Annotated in this window: 17 protein-coding genes; 9 read left to right on the top strand and 8 right to left on the bottom strand. The window is 66.1% G+C overall.

Features of this window, described 5'->3' with window-relative positions; translation table 11 throughout:
* Positions 1–92 precede the first annotated feature (92 nt).
* Together ABLE92_RS10990 and ABLE92_RS10985 are read left to right on the top strand one after the other, a co-directional pair.
* Positions 93–1,289, top strand: a complete 1,197-nt coding sequence (locus ABLE92_RS10990) for an acyl-CoA dehydrogenase family protein (RefSeq protein ID WP_348804791.1) — start codon at positions 93–95, stop codon at positions 1,287–1,289.
* A 13-nt stretch (positions 1,290–1,302) separates the two neighbouring features.
* Positions 1,303–2,460, top strand: coding sequence for an acyl-CoA dehydrogenase family protein (locus ABLE92_RS10985; protein WP_348804790.1), 1,158 nt, complete (start codon positions 1,303–1,305; stop codon positions 2,458–2,460).
* Positions 2,461–2,491: 31 nt separating this feature from the next.
* On the opposite strand, the gene ABLE92_RS10980 is transcribed toward ABLE92_RS10985, so the two are convergent.
* The 4 genes from ABLE92_RS10980 to ABLE92_RS10965 form a co-directional block, all read right to left on the bottom strand.
* Positions 2,492–3,121: a TetR/AcrR family transcriptional regulator gene (locus ABLE92_RS10980; RefSeq protein ID WP_348804789.1), complete on the bottom strand. Its 630-nt coding sequence runs from the start codon at positions 3,119–3,121 to the stop codon at positions 2,492–2,494.
* Positions 3,118–4,107 (bottom strand): sterol desaturase family protein, encoded by a 990-nt coding sequence (locus ABLE92_RS10975; RefSeq protein WP_348804788.1) that lies wholly within the window; start codon positions 4,105–4,107, stop codon positions 3,118–3,120. Before ABLE92_RS10975 ends, ABLE92_RS10980 begins: the two co-directional genes overlap by 4 nt.
* A gap of 142 nt (positions 4,108–4,249) precedes the next feature.
* Complete coding sequence (locus ABLE92_RS10970) at positions 4,250–6,280, bottom strand: NAD(+) synthase (RefSeq protein ID WP_348804787.1); 2,031 nt, start codon at positions 6,278–6,280, stop codon at positions 4,250–4,252.
* Between the two features lie 16 nt (positions 6,281–6,296).
* Positions 6,297–7,700, bottom strand: a complete 1,404-nt coding sequence (locus tag ABLE92_RS10965; protein ID WP_348804786.1) for a WS/DGAT/MGAT family O-acyltransferase — start codon at positions 7,698–7,700, stop codon at positions 6,297–6,299.
* A 157-nt stretch (positions 7,701–7,857) separates the two neighbouring features.
* Here ABLE92_RS10965 and ABLE92_RS10960 point away from each other — a divergent pair, with 157 nt between their 5' ends.
* The 6 genes from ABLE92_RS10960 (at position 7,858) to ABLE92_RS10935 (ending at position 14,776) form a co-directional block, all read left to right on the top strand.
* Positions 7,858–8,373, top strand: a complete 516-nt coding sequence (locus tag ABLE92_RS10960) for a nuclear transport factor 2 family protein (RefSeq protein ID WP_348804785.1) — start codon at positions 7,858–7,860, stop codon at positions 8,371–8,373.
* 244 nt (positions 8,374–8,617) lie between these two features.
* Entirely contained in the window at positions 8,618–9,610 is a 993-nt protein-coding gene (locus ABLE92_RS10955; RefSeq protein WP_348804784.1) for an acyl-ACP desaturase, read from the top strand.
* Between the two features lie 38 nt (positions 9,611–9,648).
* Positions 9,649–10,833 (top strand): tRNA dihydrouridine synthase DusB, encoded by a 1,185-nt coding sequence (gene dusB, locus ABLE92_RS10950; RefSeq protein ID WP_348804887.1) that lies wholly within the window; start codon positions 9,649–9,651, stop codon positions 10,831–10,833.
* A gap of 506 nt (positions 10,834–11,339) precedes the next feature.
* The gene (locus tag ABLE92_RS10945) at positions 11,340–13,709 is read left to right on the top strand and encodes an LCP family protein (protein WP_348804783.1); all 2,370 of its coding nucleotides are present in this window, start codon (positions 11,340–11,342) and stop codon (positions 13,707–13,709) included.
* Between the two features lie 66 nt (positions 13,710–13,775).
* A complete protein-coding gene (gene phoU / locus ABLE92_RS10940; RefSeq protein WP_348804782.1) occupies positions 13,776–14,432 on the top strand; it encodes a phosphate signaling complex protein PhoU in 657 nt (218 codons plus the stop codon).
* 188 nt (positions 14,433–14,620) lie between these two features.
* A complete protein-coding gene (locus ABLE92_RS10935; protein WP_348804781.1) occupies positions 14,621–14,776 on the top strand; it encodes a hypothetical protein in 156 nt (51 codons plus the stop codon).
* Between the two features lie 70 nt (positions 14,777–14,846).
* Here the strand turns inward: ABLE92_RS10935 and pstB are convergent, their stop codons facing one another.
* The 4 genes from pstB to pstS form a co-directional block, all read right to left on the bottom strand.
* Positions 14,847–15,623 (bottom strand): phosphate ABC transporter ATP-binding protein PstB, encoded by a 777-nt coding sequence (gene pstB, locus ABLE92_RS10930; protein WP_348804780.1) that lies wholly within the window; start codon positions 15,621–15,623, stop codon positions 14,847–14,849.
* 78 nt (positions 15,624–15,701) lie between these two features.
* Positions 15,702–16,634, bottom strand: a complete 933-nt coding sequence (gene pstA, locus ABLE92_RS10925) for a phosphate ABC transporter permease PstA (RefSeq protein ID WP_348804779.1) — start codon at positions 16,632–16,634, stop codon at positions 15,702–15,704.
* Complete coding sequence (pstC, locus tag ABLE92_RS10920; RefSeq protein WP_348804778.1) at positions 16,631–17,716, bottom strand: phosphate ABC transporter permease subunit PstC; 1,086 nt, start codon at positions 17,714–17,716, stop codon at positions 16,631–16,633. Before pstC ends, pstA begins: the two co-directional genes overlap by 4 nt.
* A gap of 33 nt (positions 17,717–17,749) precedes the next feature.
* Positions 17,750–18,871, bottom strand: coding sequence for a phosphate ABC transporter substrate-binding protein PstS (gene pstS / locus ABLE92_RS10915; RefSeq protein WP_348804777.1), 1,122 nt, complete (start codon positions 18,869–18,871; stop codon positions 17,750–17,752).
* A gap of 245 nt (positions 18,872–19,116) precedes the next feature.
* Between pstS and ABLE92_RS10910 the strand changes: the two genes are divergently transcribed.
* Positions 19,117–20,388, top strand: a complete 1,272-nt coding sequence (locus ABLE92_RS10910; RefSeq protein WP_348804776.1) for a hypothetical protein — start codon at positions 19,117–19,119, stop codon at positions 20,386–20,388.
* Positions 20,389–20,452: the final 64 nt, after the last annotated feature.

Raw genomic sequence — 20,452 nt, 5'->3', positions numbered from 1 at the left:
GGTGGTTTCCGGGTCATCCATTGTCTGGCCCTATCGGAGCGTTAGCCGGAGACCACGTTCCTGATACCTGCCTCGCGGGGCATGCTGTGTCCATGGCCCGCCTCGCCCAGACCCTGGGACTCACCGATATCCAGACCGAGATCGTCGCCAACGTGCGCCGGTTCGTCGACACCCAGATCATCCCGAACGCGCAGGAGCTCGAGCACACCGACACCTACCCGCAGGAGATCGTCGACGGCATGCGGGAGATGGGGCTGTTCGGCCTGATGATCCCAGAGGAGTACGGCGGTCTCGGCGAGTCGCTGCTGACCTACGCCCTGTGTGTCGAGGAACTGGCACGCGGCTGGATGAGCGTGTCCGGGGTGATCAACACCCACTTCATCGTCGCCTACATGGTGCGTCAGCACGGGACCGAGGAGCAGAAGCAGCGTTTGCTCCCGCGGATGGCGACCGGCGAGGTGCGTGGCGCCTTCTCGATGAGTGAGCCCGATCTGGGTTCGGACGTCGCAGCCATCAAGACCTCCGCCAAACGCGACACCGAGGGTGGATACACCATCAACGGCGCGAAGATGTGGCTGACCAACGGCGCGTCGTCGACGCTCGTCGCCGCACTGGTCCGCACCGACGAGGGCGCCGAGAAGCCCCACCACAACCTGACGACCTTCCTGATCGAGAAGCCCGCCGGATTCGGCGAAGTGGTTGCGGGACTGACCATTCCCCGCAAGATCGAGAAGATGGGCTACAAGGGCATCGACACCACCGAGCTGATCTTCGACGGGTACCAGACGTCCGCGGACAACATTCTCGGCGGCGTTCCCGGCCGTGGCTTCGCCCAGATGATGGACGGCGTGGAGGTGGGCCGGGTGAACGTGTCGGCCCGCGCATGCGGTGTGGCACAACGCGCTTTCGAGTTGGCGATCGACTACGCCCAGCAGCGACGCACCTTCGGCAAGCCGATCGCCGAGCATCAGGCGGTCGCGTTCAGTCTGGCCGAGATGGCCACCAAGGTGGAGGCCGCCCATCTGATGATGGTGAATGCCGCGCGGCTCAAGGATTCCGGCGAACGCAACGACGTGGCCGCCGGGATGAGCAAGTACCTGTGCAGCGAATACTGCGCCGAGGTCACCCAGGCAAGCTTCCGCATCCACGGCGGATACGGGTACTCCAAGGAGTTCGAGATCGAGCGACTGATGCGCGAGGCGCCCTTCCTGCTGATCGGTGAGGGTACCAGCGAGATCCAGAAGCAGATCATCTCCAAGGGACTCCTCCGCGAGTACCGGACCAACTGAGAGGCGAAAGAACATGCAGCGCACCGTTTTCAACGAGGATCACGACGCCTTCCGCAAGACCATCCGGGACTTCATCGCCAAGGAGGTGGTGCCGGTCCATCACGAGTGGGAGAAGCAGGGGCATCCGCCCCGCGAGTTCTACAACAAGCTCGGCGAACTCGGCGTGCTCGGCATCGAGGCACCCGAGGAGTACGGCGGCGGCGGCGAACACGACTTCACCTACTCCCTGGTGATCAGTGAGGAATGCGCCGCGGCCGGGGTGACCTTCGGCAGCTATTCGGTGCACGCCAACCTGATCCTGCCGTACCTGATGGAGTACGCCACCGACGAGCAGAAGCAGCGGTGGCTGCCCGGATTCTGCTCCGGCGACCTGATGTTCGCGATCGCCATGACCGAACCGGGTACCGGATCCGATCTCGCCAACATCTCGACGACGGCCAAGCTCACCGAGGACGGCACGCACTACATCCTCGACGGCGCCAAGACCTTCATCACCGGCGGCGCCCTCGCCGACCGCATCCTCGTGGTCTGCCGCACCTCGCCCTTCGATCCCGACAACCGTCGTGCCGGACTGACGATCCTGGTGGTCGACACCACCTCCGAGGGTTTTGCCGTCGGCCGCAAGCTGGAGAAGATCGGCCTCAAGGCCTCCGACACCGCCGAGTTGTCGTTCAGCTCCGTGAAGGTCCCGGTGGCGGATCGACTCGGCGACGAGGGCGCCGGATTCCGTTACCTCACACACAATCTCGCGCAGGAGCGGCTGACGATCGCGATCGGTTCGTCGGCGACGGCCGCGGCGGCACTGCAGCATGCGCTGGCCTACACCCGCGAACGCGACGTCTTCGGACGGCCGGTCGCATCGTTCCAGAACACCAAGTTCGTCCTCGCCGAATGCTCGGCCGAGGTGGAGGCGATCCAGCACTTCGTCGACCGCGCACTGACCCTGCACAACGCCGGCGAGCTATCCGTCGCCGACGCCGCACGCGCCAAACTGTTCGCCACCGACACCGCGGGCAAGGTCATCGACAAGTGTCTGCAGTTGCACGGCGGCTACGGCTACATCACCGAATTCCCCATCGCCCGTCTGTACGCCGACACCCGCGTCTCCCGGATCTACGGCGGCACAAGCGAAGTGATGAAGACGATCATCGCCAAGGATCTGGGGCTCTGAGGCATGTCTCCCGAGCCGCGGCCGAGGCCCGCTACGGCGCCGGGGTCTCCAAGCGCCCGATGACCGCGAGCAACCGGTAGCACCGTTGCGTCATCTGCGCCGCGGTCTGATCCGGATGACGCAACCACCACTGCACCATCGCGGTGACCACGGCGATCCAGATCTCCGAGAGCACGGCGAGATCGTCGACGTCGAGTTCGCCGGTGACCGAGTCCGGCACCGAGGCGGCCAACGCCGCGACACCACGGGCACCCTGGCCGGTGATCCGGTGACGTTGGTCCCGCGCGGCGTCGTGGGCGGCGGAGCCGCGCTCCACGGTGCGATCGTGCAGCACCGTCCAATCGTGCGGCCGCGCCTGCAGCCCGGCGAAGATGGCGGCGAGCGTGTCGGCGGCCATGGACAGTGACGGCGCGTCGGTGGCGAGTACGGGCTCGATGCGCGTCGCGAGGTTCTCCCCCGCCCGCGTGACGCACGCGATGTAGAGATCCTCCTTGGAACCGAAGTACCGCATGACCAGTGGCTTGGACACGTCGGCCGCGTCGGCGATCGATGACACGGTGGCGCCCGCATAACCGCTCGCACCGAACTCGCGGACCGCCGCGTCCAGGATGAGTGCCTCCCGCTCGGCGCGCGGCATTCCGCGAGTACCGGTGGCGCTCATACCGACTCGACCGCCGCGGCCTTGTCGGCCACCATCGTCGACGGGGTCTGCGCCTCGCTCTGCCGCAACCGTTTGGGCTGCCATCCGGGAGGTGCGAACACGTAGCCGAGACGTTCGGACCAGGACTGCGCCGATCGCAGGTCGCGGGCGATGTTCGCGTACTCGAAGTACTCGAGTTTGAACGGGTTGTAGGTGGTCACCGGCTTGGTCAGCCCGTACTTCGGGGTGTGGAGTTCGGGCTGGAAGGTGCCGAACATGCGATCCCAGATGATGAAGATCCCGCCGTAGTTCTTGTCCAGGTACTCGGCGTCGCTGGCGTGGTGGACCCGATGATGCGACGGCGTGTTCATCACGAGCTCGATCGGCCGCGGCAGCCTGCCGATGGTCTCGGTGTGGCTGAAGAACTGGTAGATCAGGTTGAAGGCGAATGCCACGTAGATCGTCCACGGCGTGAAACCCAACAGCGGCAGCGGCAACCAGAAGATGGCCTCCGACCACGGATTCCACTTCTGCCGCAACGCGGTTCCGAGGTTGAAGTACTCACTGGAGTGATGCGCCTGATGGGCGGCCCAACCGATGCGCACACGGTGGGAGAACCGGTGATTGCAGTACCAGGTGAGATCGACGGCCACGAACAGCAGAATCCAGCTCCACCACGTCACCGGGATCTGCCACGGTGCGATGTAGGTCCAGATGAAGACGAACAGCACCAGGGTCAGCGATTTGAACACCAGCATCGCGATCAGTGCGCCGGAACCCATGAAGAGGCTTGTCCGGGTGTCCGCGGCCGAGTAGCCGGTCTTCGGCGTCCGCGCGGGCGCCGCACCGAGGACTCCGCCGTCGGTGCGCTCGGCGGCTTCCTTGGCCTCGCGACGCTCCTCGAGGACGAGCATCACCGCCTCCGCGATCAGCAAGGCGAAGAAGAACGGGATGGCGTACACCAGGGGATTCTCGATGTGCTCCCATATCGTGGCCAAGATCGACATCAGTACCTCCGTCTGCGTCCGGGTGGTTCGAACGTGAAGTGACCAGTTGGTCACTTCGGAAGTTACCAGATGGTCACTTACCTGACAACAGGCAATGTCACATCAGTGGCAGGAACGCGGCGCGGAACCGCGTCTCCGCAGGTCACCGAGAGCCGAGCTCGTCCAGCCAGGCCCGCGCCGACGCATCCGACGGTGACCGCCAATCGCCACGCGGCGACAGCGATCCACCCGAACCGATCTTCGGCCCGTTGGGCATGGCGGTGCGCTTGAACTGATTACCCATGAATCGCTTGCAGAACACCGACAGCCACTTCTCGATCGTCTCGTCGTCGTAGACGTTGTGCGCGTCGACCGATTCCCGATCCCACTGCGCGCCACGGTCGAGTGAACCCCACGCCTGCCGCGCGAGGAAGGCGATCTTGCTGGGGCGGTAGCCGAAACGGGTCAGGTGATACAGGAAGAAGTCGTGGAGTTCATACGGTCCCACCGCGTCCTCGGTGGACTGGATGGCACCGTCCTCGCCGGGCGGCACCAGCTCGGGTGAGATCACGTCGGCGAGGATCTCGGTGAGCGCACCGGTGGTCTCGGTGGAGTAGTCGCCATTGCCGATCATCCATCGGATCAGATGCTGGACAAGGGTTTTGGGCACCGAGGAGTTCACGTTGTAGTGCGACATCTGATCGCCGACGCCGTACGTGCACCAGCCCAGCGCCAGTTCGGACAGATCGCCCGTCCCGAGCACGATCCCGCCGTTGTGGTTCGCCAGCCGGAACAGGTGCGACGTGCGTTCGCCGGCCTGCACGTTCTCGAAGGTGACATCGAAAACCTTCTCGCCCTTGACAAACGGATGGCCGAGATCGGCCAGCATCTGCTCACACGACGGCCGGATGTCGATCTCGGAACCACTGACCCCCAGCGAATCCATCAACACGTGTGCCCGGCGCAAGGTGGCGTCGCCGGTGGCGAATCCCGGCATCGTGTACGCGAGAATGTTGGTGCGCGGCAAACCGAGTCGATCGAAGGTGTCGACGGCCACCAGTAACGCCAGCGTGGAGTCGAGGCCACCGGAGACGCCGATGACGATCTTCTCCAGTCCCGTCGCCCGCAGTCGCGCGGCGAGCCCCTGCACCTGGATGTTGCCCACCTCGCGGCAACGTTCATCGAGATCCGCGGTACCGCTGGGCACGAACGGAAAGCGCGGGATCGGGCGTCGCAGCATGCCTGCGGCGGAACCGGAAGCGATGTCGCCGAACGTAAATGACACACGCCGCATGCCTTTGAGAGCTTCCCGGTGGTCCCCGACCTGGTCCCGCACACTGGTCATTCGCATACGTTCCTGCCGAAGGCGGTCCAGATCGATGTCGGCACTGATGATCTGGGCGCCCATCTCGAACTGCCGGCTGCGCGTCAGCAGTGACCCGTTCTCGGTGATCAACGCGTCACCATCCCAGGCGAGATCGGTGGTCGACTCGCCGAACCCGGCCGCCACATACAGGTGCGCGGCGATGCACCGCGCGGAATGGCTGGTGCTCAACAGCTTTCGATACGATTCCTTGCCCACGGTGACCGGCGAGCCGGACAGATTGGCCAGCACGGTGGCACCGGCCAACGACGCCCACACGCTCGGCGGGATCGGCACCCAGCCGTCCTCGCAGATCTCCACATGTACCGCGAAGCCGGGCACATCGTCGGCGACGAAGATCAGGTCGGCACCGAACGGCACATCAGCGCCGAAGAGCCGCACCGAGTCGGTCGGCGCATCACGCGCGGCACTGTAGTAGCGCTTGTCGTAGAACTCCCGATAGTTGGCCAGATACGACTTCGGCACGACGCCGAGGATCTGCCCGTCGCGGATCACGACACCGCAGTTGTACAGCCCGTCGCCGACCACCAGCGGCGCCCCGACCACCACCAGTGCCGGACACCCCGCACTGGCGTCGACGACGGATGCCAACGCCTGCAGGCACCCGTCGAGGACGGCATCTTGCTGGACGAGGTCGTCGATGCTGTAGCCGCACAGCCCCATCTCGGGGAAGACGATCAACGCGGAGCCGTCGGCAGCGGCGTCGGCCATCAGCTCGATGGTGGCCTCGGCGTTGGCGCGGGGGTCGGCGATACGGACCACCGGAACGGCTCCGGCGACGCGTGCGAAGCCATGGTCATAGACGGACACGCGATAAGCGTATCGGTCAGTCGTCGCACGCCTCGATCAATGCCTTGAGCTGATGTTCGAAGGCCTCGGCGATCTCGTCGACGTCGGGTACCTCATCGGGACAGGTGAGGATGCCGACGTTGAGGTGACCGTCGACGGAGAAGACCGTCACGTTGAGCGCCAACCCGTGGAAGATCGGCCCGAGCGGGTACACCGCAGTGACCTTGGCGCCGCAGAAGTACATCGAGAAATCCGGTCCGGCGACGTTGGAGACGGTCACGTTGTACACCGGCGGGTGATTCATCGACAGTTTGCGGTCGCCGTAGAACTTCATCAGCGTCGACATCGTGGTGCCGGGCGCGAACTGCGCCCATGCCCGCAGGATGTTCGCGTCGATGTCGGCGTGATGTTCCTTGGCACGCCGGGACAGTTCGCCGGCACGTTCCAGCCGGGCGACGGGATCGGCGACGTCCGACGGCAGTTCGGTGAACATCCCGGTGACCTTGTTGGTGCCGTTGACCACGAGGTCACGTTCGTCGGCGCCGTGCACCGAGACCGGTACCAGCGCCACCAACGGTTGATCCGGCAGATCGTCGTGACGGTCGAGGTACTCGCGCAGCGCGCCGCCCACCATGGCGAGCACGACGTCGTTGACCTTCACCCCGAAACGGTTCTTGACCCGTTTGACGTCGTCGAGGGACAGCTGGGTCGTCGCGATGCTGCGATGCGGCGAGATCGGGCCGTTGAACACCGTGCGCGGGGCCGCGAACGGTGCCGGCATGCTGGTGTGCGAGCGGGATCGGCGCAACCATTCGAACGGCACCGACACCGTCTGCGGTATCAGCTTCGCCATCGCGATCGGGCGGCCGACGAAGTAGTTGAGCGCACCGGAGACCACCATGCCGGTGCGATTGGGCCCGCCCGCGGTCTCCTGCAACTTCGCCGAATCGGCCTCGTCCTCGTCCGGGGTCAGGGTGCACAGTTGCCCGAGCACCTCGGCGGTGGTGACACCGTCGACGCTGGCGTGGTGCATGCGCAGGAAGGCGCACAGCGAACCGTCGGCACTGCCCTCGATGATCCACATCTCCCACAGCGGTTTTCCGCGATCGAGGGTCTGACCGGCCAGATGCCCGCACAGTTCGTGCAGTTCCCGCTTGCCGCCCGGTGCCGGCAACGCGACCCGATGCACGTGCCGGTCGATGTCGAAACGCTCGTCCTCCACCCACACCGGGTGATCGATGTTGAGGGTCGAGTTGTCGAGCTTGCGCCGCAGCATCGGCATTCCGGCGACCCGACGCGAGATCTGATTGCGCATCCGGATGAAGGAGTAGCCACCCGGAATCGTGGACGGGTCGAGTTCCATGATCCCGACGACGTGCATCAGCTGGGACCGGGTCTCCAGATAGAGGAACGACGCATCCAACCCACTCAACCGCTGCACTGCGGACCTCCGGTTCCAGCCCTCACGTCACCGAGCAGTCACTCGGCGATCACATCCATTCTGCTCTCCTGCGTCGTGGATCCCCACCACTTGTCGAGATTGGCGAATCGTCGTCGATACCCGGTCGAAAACTGGAACACGTTCTAGTGTGTGCCCCATGGGTGCCACCTTCACCGCCGCAGAACTCGACGACGCCTTCGCCTCGTTCCAGCGAACCGTCGCCGAGGTCGGCGTCAGCCGCGACTGGGATCGCTTCGCCGACATGTTCACCGTCGACGCCGACTACGTCGAGCACGCCCTGGGCGTCATGCACGGACGTGCGGAGATCCGCACCTGGATCTGGAAGACGATGACGGCCTTCCCCGGCAGTCACATGACGGGATTCCCCGCGCTCTGGCACGTCTGCGACCCGACGACGGCCCGGGTGATCTGCGAGGTCGACAATCCGATGCGCGATCCCGGCGATGGGACCCTGATCACTGCGACCAACATCACCATCCTCACCTATGCAGGTGAGGGCCTGTGGTCGGCCGAGGAAGACGTATACAACCCTCTCGAGTTCGGCGCGGCGGCCATGAAATGGTGCGAAAAGGCCGCCGACCTCGGTACTCTCGACGACAGCGCGGAGAAGTGGATGCGACGGATCGGGCCGGCGTTTGCCGCGCGACGATGACCTGCCGATCCCCTGTGAGTACGGGCCGCGGGGTGGACGGTCGGATTCGATCCACGCACGATGGTGAGTCGGAACCGGGCACGTAACGCCCGGCACCCCGACGACGACAACCCACACGGTTCGGTTACGCCCCCGTAGGTCGAGACTTGGGCCGACCCGGCCCGGTGCCGTAGCCTGGTCCCTTGACCTACGCGCGTGCGCACCGAACCCACAACGCATGCGACCACCGTTCGGAGGAATCTTTATGGCACGTGCACTGACTCAGCTGGAGCTCCTACAGGAACTCGCTCCGGTTGCCGAAGAGAACGTGAACCGTCACCTCAAGACCGCGCGTGACTGGAATCCGCACGACTACATCCCGTGGGATGAGGGACGTAATTACGCAGCACTCGGCGGCAGCGACTACGACCCGGAGCAGTCGCAGCTCAACGAGGTCGCCAAGGCCGCGATGATCACCAACCTCCTCACCGAGGACAACCTGCCCTCGTATCACCGCGTCATCGCCGACAACTTCTCCATGGACTCCGCGTGGGGCCACTGGGTCGGCCGCTGGACCGCCGAAGAGAACCGGCACGGCATCGTGATGCGCGACTACCTCGTGGTCACCCGCGGCGTCGACCCGGTCGCCCTCGAGGCCGATCGCATGGTCCACATGACCAACGGCTACGACCCGATGCTGGCGGCCGCCGGGCGCGTGGACGAGTTGGAGGAGCACGCCGACGAACTGGGCATTCTGCACTCGGTCGCCTACGTGACCTTCCAGGAACTCGCGACCCGCGTGAGCCATCGCAACACCGGCAAGGCCTGCAACGACCCGATCGCCGATCGGATGCTGCAGCGCATCGCCGCCGACGAGAACCTGCACATGATCTTCTACCGCAACATCTGCGGGGCGGGTATGGACCTCGCCCCGGATCAGACGCTGCGCGCGGTCACCGACATCGTCACCGACTTCCAGATGCCCGGCGCCGGCATGCCCAACTTCCGTCGCCACGGCGTGCTGATGGCCAAGCACGGCATCTACGACCTGCGTCAGCACCTCGAAGAGGTCGTGCAGCCGGTGCTGCGCAAGTGGAATGTCTTCGAGCGCGAGGACTTCAGCGCCGAGGGCGAGAAGACCCGTGAGGAGCTCGCCGCCTTCCTCGAGCAGCTCGAGAAGGACACCATCCGCTTCGAGGAGATGCGCGACCGCGCACTCGCCCGTGAGGCCAAGAAGCGGGAACGGCAGGCGTCCTGAGCACCACCACGCACCCGATCACCGCGCCGGCGCCCTCCATCTCCACCGAGGGCGCCGGTGCGCTGTCGTCTGCCACCCGCGCGACGCCGCTGCGTATCGGGTCCATCGAACTCGCCAGCCCCGTCGTGCTGGCCCCGATGGCCGGCGTCACCAACGTGGCGTTCCGGACGTTGTGCCGCGAGCTCGAGCTGGCCCGCACCGGGACCGTGTCGGGACTCTATGTGTGCGAGATGGTCACCGCCCGCGCCCTGGTCGAACGGCACCCGGTCACGATGCACATGACCACGTTCGGCCCGGACGAGAACCCGCGGTCGATGCAGCTCTACACGGTCGACCCGCGCTACACCTACGAGGCCGCGAAGATGATCGTCGACCAGGGTCTCGCCGACCACATCGACATGAACTTCGGCTGTCCCGTCCCCAAGGTCACCCGCAAAGGCGGCGGATCGGCCATCCCGTTCAAGCGGGTGCTGTTCCAGAAAATCGTCGCCGCCGCCGTCCGCGCGGTCGAGGGCACCGATATCCCGGTCACCGTCAAGTTCCGCATCGGTATCGACGACGAGCATCACACCCACCTCGACGCCGGGCGTATCGCGGCCGCAGAGGGAGCGAAAGCCGTTGCGCTGCATGCGCGTACCGCATCCCAGCGGTACTCCGGTGAGGCCGACTGGGGCGAGATCGCCCGGCTGAAGGACCACGTGACCGAGGTTCCCGTCCTCGGCAACGGCGACATCTTCGAACCGGCCGACGCGGTGGCGATGATGAACCAGACCGGCTGCGACGGCGTCGTCATCGGACGTGGCTGCCTGGGCCGGCCGTGGCTGTTCGCCGAACTCGCCGCCGAACTCAACGGTCTGCCGGCACCGGCGCAACCGACACTCGGCGACGTCGCCGCGATCATCGTCCGCCACGGCCAACTCCTCGCCGATCATCACGGTGAGGACAAGGGGATGCGCGAGATCCGCAAGCACGTGGCCTGGTACCTACGTGGCTTTCCCGCGGGTTCGGATCTGCGGCAACGCCTTTCACTGGTGACCACGCTCGACGAGCTACGTGAACTCGTCGCGTCACTGCCGGCCGATGCCCCCTTCCCCGAGGACGGCCACGGCCCACGCGGCCGGCAGGGATCACCCGCGAAGGTCGCCCTCCCCGAGGGATGGCTCGACGACCCGTACGAGGACGTCGTCCCCGAGGGCGCCGAAGTCATGCACTCCGGCGGCTGAGCGGTCGCTCCCCCGCCGCGTTGACAGCGCTCTCCTCATCACTGACAGCGCCCTGTCCCGCGTTGACAGCGCTCTTCCCTGCGTTGACAGCGCTTGCCACGTCGATCACAGCGCTTTCCTCATCACTGACAGCGCTCTGCACGTCGTTCACCGCGCTCATGTGCCCTACATCTGAACGAGTCGGCGTCGAACAAAGCGCTGTCGGTGACAGAAAGAGCGCTGTCAACTCCCGAGAGAGCGCTGTCGACGGCACGCAAAGCGCCGTCAGTGATAGCGAGAGCGCCGTCGGTGACTCGGAAAGCGCCGTCAGTGATGGCGAGAGCGCTGTCAACGCCGGAGAAGGGCACCCCACATCACACGAGCCGTGAGCTGAGGATGCCTCTCAGCCTCGACCAAGTACGATGTCGCAAGGCCCTGCCGCGGCAGGTTCCACCAGAGGTACGTGCCGCAGGCGTCAACCCCCGACGCCGTGGTTCACCAAGTAGCGGGGGATGAGGATCTGTCAGTTGAGTCGTTGGACGCGTAACAGGGGCGGCGCATCGGGCGACGACGAGCCCACCGCCGGGCGCGAAACCGCCGGCGGGCGACGCCGTCGCGAGAACCGCGGCGGCTCCGGCGACGACCTCGGTTCGATGTTCTCCGCACCACCGGCCGGCGAGACCCCCGAATCCGACCGCCTGCGCGAACCACGCTCCGCCGACCGCTTCGTCCGCGGCCGCAACCGCATCACCGTGCGCGAGCTGATGGAACAGATGAACGCCGCCGGCGAGCATCCCGACGGCAATCGCGCCCACCAGGGTGGTCCCGCCGACGAATCGCCGACGCAGGCCATCCCGACCGCCCGCTCACGCTTCCGTCCCGCCCGCAGCAATCATCAGCCGGCCCCGCCCCGCCCCGAGCAACACCGCCCCGAGCCGACCCGGCCCGAGCCTCCCCGTCCCGACGCTCCTACCACGGCGCTGCCGCCGATACCGCGCGTCGAGGGCAACGACGTCACGCAGAAGATCCCACCGGTGGGCGCCGACGGCCCGGGACCCGACCTGTCCGATCGCGCGACGACGCGCCGGGCCATCGAGGAGTCCCGCGCGCAGGGCGGACAACCCGTCCCCGGCCCCGTCGCGCCCGAGGAGACCGCCGCCGGCGAATCCTCCGCAGGAATCCAGGACGCCCCCGCCGACAACACGCCCACCGAGGCCGTCGCCGCGACCGCAGCCCCCACCGACGACGACGCCTTCACACCGGTCGCCCCGGCTCCGGCCGCAGCACCCGACACGGTCGCCGCTGCACCGATGGAGCGCACGCCGGATCTGACCAAGGTCGCCCGGTCCCGACCGCGTCGACTCGCCGGACGGACCCGCAAACAATCGCTGAGCCGCAACGCCACCATGACCGGGCGCATCCTGGTCTCGGTCGCCTGCATCATGGCGCTGGTCGGCACCGGATTCGTGTGGGGCTATCTGAAGTCGTGGAACGGTAACTGGCGCAACATCATCGCCGTCGACCCGAACGACGGCAACATCCGCGACAAGAACGCCCAGTACGGCGACGAGAACTACCTGATCGTCGGCACCGACACCCGCAGCGGCCAGAACGGCGACGTCGGCGCCGGCACCACCGCCGACGCCGAGGGCGCCCGCTCGGACACCGTGATCCTGGTGAACATCCCGGCCGACCGCAGCCGCGTCGTGGCCGTCTCGTTCCCGCGTGACCTGCAGGTCGATCAGCCCGAATGCCAGCAGTGGGACAACGACAACGGCACCTACGGCGATCCGTTGCCCGCACAGACCGAGGTCAAGCTGAACAGCGTCTACGCCCTCGGCGGGCCGCAATGCCTGGTGCGTGTGATCACCCAGATGAGCGGTCTGAACATCAACCACTTCATCGCGATGGACTTCTACGGCTTCGAGAAGGTCGTCAACGCCGTCGGCGGTGTCGAGGTGTGCTCCACGCAGCCGCTCTACGACTACGAACTCGGTCAGATCCTGCGCAAGCCCGGCAAGCAGAAACTGACCGGCCGACGCGCACTGAACTACGTGCGGGCACGAACCGTGTCCACCGAGGGCAACGGTGACTACGGCCGCATCAAACGCCAGCAGCTGTTCATGTCGTCGCTGCTGCGATCGACACTGTCGGGCAATGTGCTGACCAATCCGAGCAAACTCAACTCGATCGTCAACACGTTCATCGACTACAGCTACGTCGACAACGTCAACACCGAGTCGTTGCTGAAGCTCGCCGAGTCGATGCAGGGCATCGAGGCCGGACGGGTCTCATTCATCACGATCCCGACGACCGGCACCGCCACCGACGGCAGCAACAACGAGCTACCCAACACCGAGGCCATCGACGCGATCTTCAACGCGATCATCGATGACCGACCACTGCCCGGCGAGCAGGCCGAACGGACGTCCAGCTCGAGCTCGTCGACGTCGACAACGACCACCACGGCCGCACCCACGAATGTGTCGGCCACCGCCCAGAACCCGGGCAACGTCGAGGTCCGGGTGCTCAACGGCACCGGACGCGACGGAATCGCCAGCGAGGTCTCCGATCAGCTCTACGCGCAGGGTTTCAACGTGCAGGGCGTGGCCGACGCGTCGGAGAACCGCACCGACACCGTGATCCGCTACGGCACCGGTTCCCAGGACTCCGCGGCGACCCTGGCCGAGATGTTCCCGGGTGCCTCGATCCAACTCGATCGCACCGTCCGCTCCGGTGTCGAGGTGATCCTGGGATCGGAGTTCGACGGTACGGTCGGCACCGTGCCGTCGGTGGGCACCACGCTGTCGGTGTCATCGTTGCCGCCGGCCGCCAACACCGGCGACCTGCCCAACGATCTGGCGATCACCAACGCCGGCGACACCACGTGCTCCTGAGGCGTTCACTGGGAGTTCACCGCCCAGAAGAGGGCCTGGGCACCCCGGACCCAGTAGCCTTGATACATGCGTACCGCCTACCAGGAACAACTGCGCGTTCTGAACGCCATTCTGGGTGAGATGTGCGACCTCGCCGGCTCGGCGATGGAACGTGCCACCCAGTCCCTTCTTCAGGCCGATCTCTCGATCGCCGAAGACGTCATCAGTGAAGACGAGCGGATGAGTGAGCTCACCGCGCAGGCGGAGGAGCAGGCCTTCGCGTTGCTGGCGCTGCAGAATCCGGTCGCAGGTGATCTGCGCGGTATCGTCAGCGCCCTGCAGATCGTCTCCGACGCCGACCGTATGTGCGCCCTGGCGCTGCACGTCGCCAAGGTGGCCCGCCGTCGCCATCCCGCCAAGGCCCTCCCCGAAGAGGTCGCCGGGTACTTCGCCGAGATGGGTCGGCTGGCGGTGATCCTCGCGCACAACGCCCGTGAGGCGCTGGAAACCCTGGATCCGCAGGCCGCCGCGCGCCTCGAAGAGGACGACGACGCGATGGACGATCTGCACCGTCACCTGTTCACGGTGATGATGGATCGCGAATGGAATCACGGCGTCGCCGCCGCCGTCGACATCACCCTGCTGGGTCGTTACTATGAGCGCTTCGCCGACCACGCCGTCCTCATCGGCCGGCGGGTGGTCTTCCAGGCGACCGGCAAGACCCTCGAGGACCTCGAGGTCTGATCCTCGCCGGGTTCCGACCGCTGATCGGCGTCGACGTCTCGTGCGTCGGCGCCGATCGCCGTCTGCGCCCACTACCGTCTGCGCCCACCGTGACCCAGACATCGTGACCCCGACCACTCATACGCCGCGTGGGGTACATCGTCTCAGAATGTGCGACGCACATCGGCGAGCGATTAGGGTAACTGCCCATGGGCCTGCGCTACCCCGCCGAACCGGACTTCAACGCCGTGTCCGACGACGATGACACCGGACACCATCACCTCGGTGCCCGACAGCTCGTCATCTATGGGGGCGTGATCGCGTCGCTGCTCGCACTGCTGGTGATCCTCTACCTCAACATGTGAGAAATCCCCGACCGCCGTGGGCGATCGGGGATTTCTGTGTCGTAGGGGCGCCGAAGGTGGGCGGTCCGGCCTATCCGAAACGGCCCGAGATGTAGTCCTCGGTCTCCCGCTTGGTGGGGTTGGAGAACATCGTCTCGGTGTCGTTGATCTCCACGAGCTGACCGGGCTTGCCGACGCCGTCGAGGTTGAAGAACGCGGTCTGGTCACTCACGCGGGCGGCCTGCTGCATGTTGTGGGTGACGATGACGATGGTGTAGTCCTTCTTGAGTTCACCCATCAGGTCTTCGATGGCCAGCGTCGAGATCGGGTCGAGCGCCGAGCACGGCTCGTCCATCAGCAACACGTCCGGCGACACCGCGATGGCGCGGGCGATGCACAGACGCTGCTGCTGACCACCGGACAGGCCGCCACCGGGCTTGTCGAGACGATCCTTGACCTCATCCCACAGGTTGGCACCCTTGAGGCTGCGTTCGCACACCTCGTTCAGTTCGGACTTGTTGCGGATGCCCTGCAGTTTCAGACCCGCCACCACGTTGTCGCGAATCGACATCGTGGGGAACGGATTCGGGCGCTGGAACACCATGCCGATGGTGGTGCGCACCGCAGTCGGATTGACCTCTTTGGCGTAGATGTCCTCGCCGTCGAGGAGCACACCGCCGACCGCGTAGGCGCCGGGAATCTCCTCGTGCATGCGGTTGAGGGTGCGCAGCACGGTGGACTTGCCGCAGCCGGACGGTCCGATGAATGCGGTGATGCTGCGCGGCGGCACCGACAGCGTCACGTCCTTCACGGCATGGAACTTGCCGTAGTAGATGTTCAGATCTTTGATGTCGAGGCGCTTGGCCATGGCACTACCTTTGGGAAGTCTGGGTGAACTGGTGGATGAGACCCGGTGGGTGCGCGCCGGGCGGCGCGCACCGCGGGTCTATTTGGTCTTGGGCGCCAGGTACTTCGCCAGCAACGCGGCGATGACGTTGAGAACGGCGATGATGATGATCAGCGTCAGTGCCGCGCCCCAGTAGTAGAAAGACGACGCCGGCTGGCTGGCCGACCACATGTCCTTGATGAACAGCGGCAGCGAATTCATGCCGCCCTCAAAGGGATTGGTCTTCACCAGCGAGCTGGCCGGCCCGGCGAGGATGAGCACCGGGGCGGTCTCACCCATGATGCGGGCGATCGCGAGGAAGATACCCGAGAGCATTCCCGACAGCGCCGTCGGAATAACTACGCGCACAATGGTTTTCCACTTGGAAATACCGAGGGCGTAGGACGCCTCGCGCAACTCGTCGGGGACGAGTTTGAGCATCTCCTCGGTGGATCGCACCACGATCGGGATCATCAGCAGGATCAGCGCCAGGCTCACCATGAAGGCGCTCTGCCCCATAGACAGTCCGATGACGAACACCGTGAAGATGAACAGCGTCGCGACGATCGACGGCACACCGGCGAGGATGTCGACCATGAAGCTGACCGGTTTGACGAGCTTCGACGTCGGGTACTCGACCAGCATGATGGCCGTGAGGACGGCGATGGGCACCGAGATGATGGCCGCGATCAACGCCTGGATGATCGACCCCACGATCGCCGGTGCCACACCGGCGCCGTACTGGGTGGTGGTGTCGATGCCGTAGGCGTCGCCGAACCACCAGTTGGGATCGGTGATCGCCTGTGCACCCTGCGAGATGACGGTCCACAGCAACCACACCAGCGGGATCACCCCGAGCGCGAAGCAGGCGATGAAGGCGATCTTGGCCGCGTTGTTCTTCGCCTTGCGGCTCAGCGAGACCTCACGGAATGCGCTGGGAGCCTGCTTGACGGGACCCCCACCGGAGGCCGCTTCGTCGGCTGTGATGGTCATCCGTTCACCTTTCCGCCGGCGACCGCACGGGCGACCGCGTTGACCACGAACGTGAGGACGAAGAGCACCAGGCCGGCGGCGATGTAGGCGCTCTGGGTGTCGCGGCTGCCGACGAATTCGCCGACGTCGCGGGCGATCTTCGAGGCGAAGGTGTCACCACCCTCGAACAGCGACCACTTGAGGCGTCCGACCGCCGCGCTCAAGATGATCATCACCGCGATCGTCTCGCCGAGCGCACGCCCGAGGGCCAGCATCGCGGCGGCGATCATGCCGGACCGGCCGTACGGGAACGAGGTCATCCGGATGACCTCCCACTTGGTGGCGCCGAGCGCCAGGGCCGCTTCCTTCTGGCCACTCGGCGTCTGCCGCAACACCTCTCGGGTGATGGAGGTGATGATCGGCAGCATCATGATGGCCAGGACGATGCCGGCGGTGAAGATGGTGCCGCCACCGGCGATCGACGTGCTACCGGTCCCGAACAGGAAGAACCAGCCGAGGCTGCTGTTCAGCCATTCGGCGAACGGTGCGATGAACGGCGCCAGGATGTAGATACCCCAGAGACCGAAGATGATCGAGGGCACCGCGGCCAGCAGGTCGATGACCGCGCCGAGCGGACGGGAGATCTGCCGCGGCGCGTACTCGACGAGGAAGACCGCGATGCCGATCGCGATCGGGGTGGCGATGACGAGCGCGAAGAACGACGTCAGGACGGTGGCGCGGAACAGTTCCCACACACCGAATCTGACGGTGCCGTCGTCGAAGTTGCTCTGGGCGACATTCCATTCCGAGGAGAACAGGAACGTCGTGGTGTTCGCGGTGATCGACGGGATCGCGTCGATCACGAGCGTGATGCCGATTCCCGCGATCAGCACGATCACGAAGAAACCGGTCCCACGCGCGAGGTAGGAGAAGACGCGGTCGCCGACCGCGCCCCGGTGGCTCTTCAGGCCGGGGTGGAGCTGTTCCTGCAGTTCCTGCTCTTGCTCGGGCGGTAACTGGTTGGGCTCGTCCGGCGTGGAGCCGGACTCCGACGGTTTGCCCGCCGAAGTCCGGCCCAGTCCGGTGGTGTCATCCACAGACATAACTCTTATCTCGCATCGTGGTGGTTGTTACTGCTACTGGATCGCGTTGATCGATGCCTGCAGCTTCTGCTGGAACTCGGTCGGCAGCGGGATGTAGCCGGCGTTGACCAGTTCCTGTCCCTGGTTCTGCGGCGCGGCGGCCACCGACAGGAAGGTCTTCACACCCTGACCGACGGAGGCGTCAGAGTACTTGGAGCACACGATCGAGTATGTTGCCAGAACGATCGGGTAGGCACCGGCCTGAGTGGGCTTGTAGAAGGACGAGGTGTCGATCACCATGTTGTGGTTGTCCGGACCGTTGGCCAGGGTCGCCGACTCGATGGTCTTGCCACCGGTCTCCGCGGTCAGGGCCACACCGGTGGGATCCTGGTCGGTGATGATCTTGGCCATCGACAGCTGGTTCGACTGTGCGTAGGCCCATTCCACGTAGGCGATCGAACCGGGGGTCGGCTTCACGGCCGAACCCACGCCCGGGTTGCCCTGCTTGCCCTCACCGACACCGCCGTTGAAGGTCTTGCCGGTACCCTTGGTCCAGCCGCCGGCCGCGGTCAGGTACTTCTGGAAGTTGTCGGTGGTGCCCGAGGAGTCGGCGCGGTAGATCACATTGATCGGGGTCGACGGGAGGGTGACGCCGGGGTTGTCGGCGGCGATCGCCGGATCGTTCCAGGCCTTGGCCTCACCGCTGAAGATCTTCGACAGGGTCGCACCCGACAGGGCCAGGTTGTCGACGCCCTCGACGTTGTAGGCGACCGCGATCGGACCGAACACGAGCGGCAGCTGCCAGGCCTCGGAGCTGCAGCGCTGGGCCGCGGCCGAGATCTCGTCACCCTTCAGCGGGGAGTCGGAACCGCCGAAGTCGGTGAGGCCCTGGTTGAAGTCGGAGACGCCCTGGCCCGAGCCGCCGCCGCCGTAGGAGAGTTCGTACCCCGGGCACGTCTTGGCGAACGAGGTCGAGAAGATCTTCATGGCGTTGGCCTGGGCGGTGGAGCCGCTGGCCTTCAGCGACTGCTTGCCCTGGCACTGGATGTCGGCCACGGCCGAGGCCGGCGCGGCACTCGTGTCGTCCTTGTCGGCGTTGCTGCTACACGCACCGAGGACGAGGGCGGAGCTGGCCGCCATCGCGGCGACGACTGCACCCGTACGACTCAATTTCACTTTCAGGTTCCTCCAGCATCAGAACACGACAACCCCCCGCGGGGCGCCCGGTCGGGACAACCCTAGGGTCCGCCGATGGACGGCCCGCGCACCGAAGGTGAACGGAAGATGAATTGGACATCCCCGACACCTGGATCCGGGTAGATGGCCGTCGGGACCGTCGCCGCCGCGGCCCGGCGAGAACGGGTGGCGGGCGGCCGTCGAGCTTCACTTAGGTAAGCCTTGGTAAAGTCTTTCTGATTCTCATGGGCAGACCACGTTCCGACACCGACCGCGCGGCCATCCGCGCGTCGCCGATCGACCGGCACCACAGCCGTCGCCGATCGGCCCTGGTGTTCGGTCCGGTGGCGACGCCCGCGGTGCCCGACGCGGCCGATCGTCTCGCGGCGCTGGCCGCCCGCGGCGCGTGGTCCCGGATCGGCCTGCGACCTTCTCCGGAGTCGAGCAGGTGGCCCTTGGACCCCGCGGCCGAGGGTCACGTCGTGCGTACCGCGGTCGATCCCGGCGACGATCCGTTGCGCCTGCTCGACGAGGTGCGCACCCGCGGTGACGAACCGTTGCGGGTCGCGATCGGCGGCGATCACGTGGCCATCGACTTCGATCACGGGCTGGGCGATGCCCGACTCATGCACACCGTCGTCGATGTCGCTCTGGGCGTTGCCGATCCCACCGACGATCGACTGTGGCATCGCTATCGCCACCGGCTCCCTCCCCTCGCCGTGGCCTCGGCGCGGATCGCCGCCGATCCGAGACGTCTCGTCGCGCTCGCCCGGCTGACCCGCCGACCCGATCGCACACCGCCCAGACCGCTCTCGTCATCGACGAGAACTGTTGTGCAGCCGGATGTTTCCGTGTCGCGACGCCCCCGCGCCCACGCCCTGCGCATCCCGTCGGACACCATCGCCGCGGTGCGGTCCGCACGGGACGAGCACCGCCCGGGGGTCACCCTGTATGCGCTGACCACCGCCGCCCTCGTCGACGTCCTCGACACCGCCGGGTTGGCACTCGATCCCGTCGTCACCGCACCGTTCGACGCCCGCGCCTACCTGCCGGAGGACCGGTCGACCCTGGCGAACTTCTCCGCGGGGCTCGCCTTCGAGGTTGCCCCCGGCACCGATCCGACTCGGCTGCATCACGAGCTCACCGAGGCCGCCCGGATCGGTCGTCCGGTGGCCAATCTCGTTGCCACCGAGGCGAAGACGCGGCTCGCGGCGATGTTTCCGAGCCACCGTCCCGCAGCCCCGACATCCCCGTCGTCGGTGCACCTGCTGCACTCGAGCGTCGGTCACATCCCCGGCTCGGAGGATCGGTGGCGGTGGCTCGACGACGAGCGCGCGCAGGTGCTCGCGGTCGCCGATCCACCGACGCCGTATGGAATCACCGTGACCACCGCCATGGTGGGTGGTGGGATGTCGGTCGCGACAGCATATTTCGACGCGGTCGTGCCCGGCGACGCTGTCGACACGGCGATGAACCTTCTTCCCCTGCGCATGCTCGAGCTGGCGTCGATGACCTGAGCACCGCGTCATCTCAACACTTTTCGCCCAAAACTCACGCCGACCGCGTGCCACGCCAGGAGGT

The organism is Gordonia oleivorans (assembly GCF_040044975.1).
Taxonomy (GTDB): Bacteria; Actinomycetota; Actinomycetes; order Mycobacteriales; family Mycobacteriaceae; genus Gordonia; species Gordonia oleivorans.
This window is presented reverse-complemented; position numbering and strand designations above follow the sequence as displayed.

Bases quoted from the DNA above. Each gene is read 5' to 3' on its own strand.
- ABLE92_RS10990 (WP_348804791.1), top strand. From the start codon at position 93: ATGGCCCGCCTCGCCCAGACCCTGGGACTCACCGATATCCAGACCGAG.
- ABLE92_RS10985 (WP_348804790.1), top strand. From the start codon at position 1,303: ATGCAGCGCACCGTTTTCAACGAGGATCACGACGCCTTCCGCAAGACC.
- ABLE92_RS10980 (WP_348804789.1), bottom strand. From the start codon at position 3,121: ATGAGCGCCACCGGTACTCGCGGAATGCCGCGCGCCGAGCGGGAGGCA.
- ABLE92_RS10975 (WP_348804788.1), bottom strand. From the start codon at position 4,107: ATGTCGATCTTGGCCACGATATGGGAGCACATCGAGAATCCCCTGGTG.
- ABLE92_RS10960 (WP_348804785.1), top strand. From the start codon at position 7,858: ATGGGTGCCACCTTCACCGCCGCAGAACTCGACGACGCCTTCGCCTCG.
- ABLE92_RS10955 (WP_348804784.1), top strand. From the start codon at position 8,618: ATGGCACGTGCACTGACTCAGCTGGAGCTCCTACAGGAACTCGCTCCG.
- phoU (WP_348804782.1), top strand. From the start codon at position 13,776: ATGCGTACCGCCTACCAGGAACAACTGCGCGTTCTGAACGCCATTCTG.
- ABLE92_RS10935 (WP_348804781.1), top strand. From the start codon at position 14,621: ATGGGCCTGCGCTACCCCGCCGAACCGGACTTCAACGCCGTGTCCGAC.
- pstB (WP_348804780.1), bottom strand. From the start codon at position 15,623: ATGGCCAAGCGCCTCGACATCAAAGATCTGAACATCTACTACGGCAAG.
- pstA (WP_348804779.1), bottom strand. From the start codon at position 16,634: ATGACCATCACAGCCGACGAAGCGGCCTCCGGTGGGGGTCCCGTCAAG.
- pstC (WP_348804778.1), bottom strand. From the start codon at position 17,716: ATGTCTGTGGATGACACCACCGGACTGGGCCGGACTTCGGCGGGCAAA.
- ABLE92_RS10910 (WP_348804776.1), top strand. From the start codon at position 19,117: ATGGGCAGACCACGTTCCGACACCGACCGCGCGGCCATCCGCGCGTCG.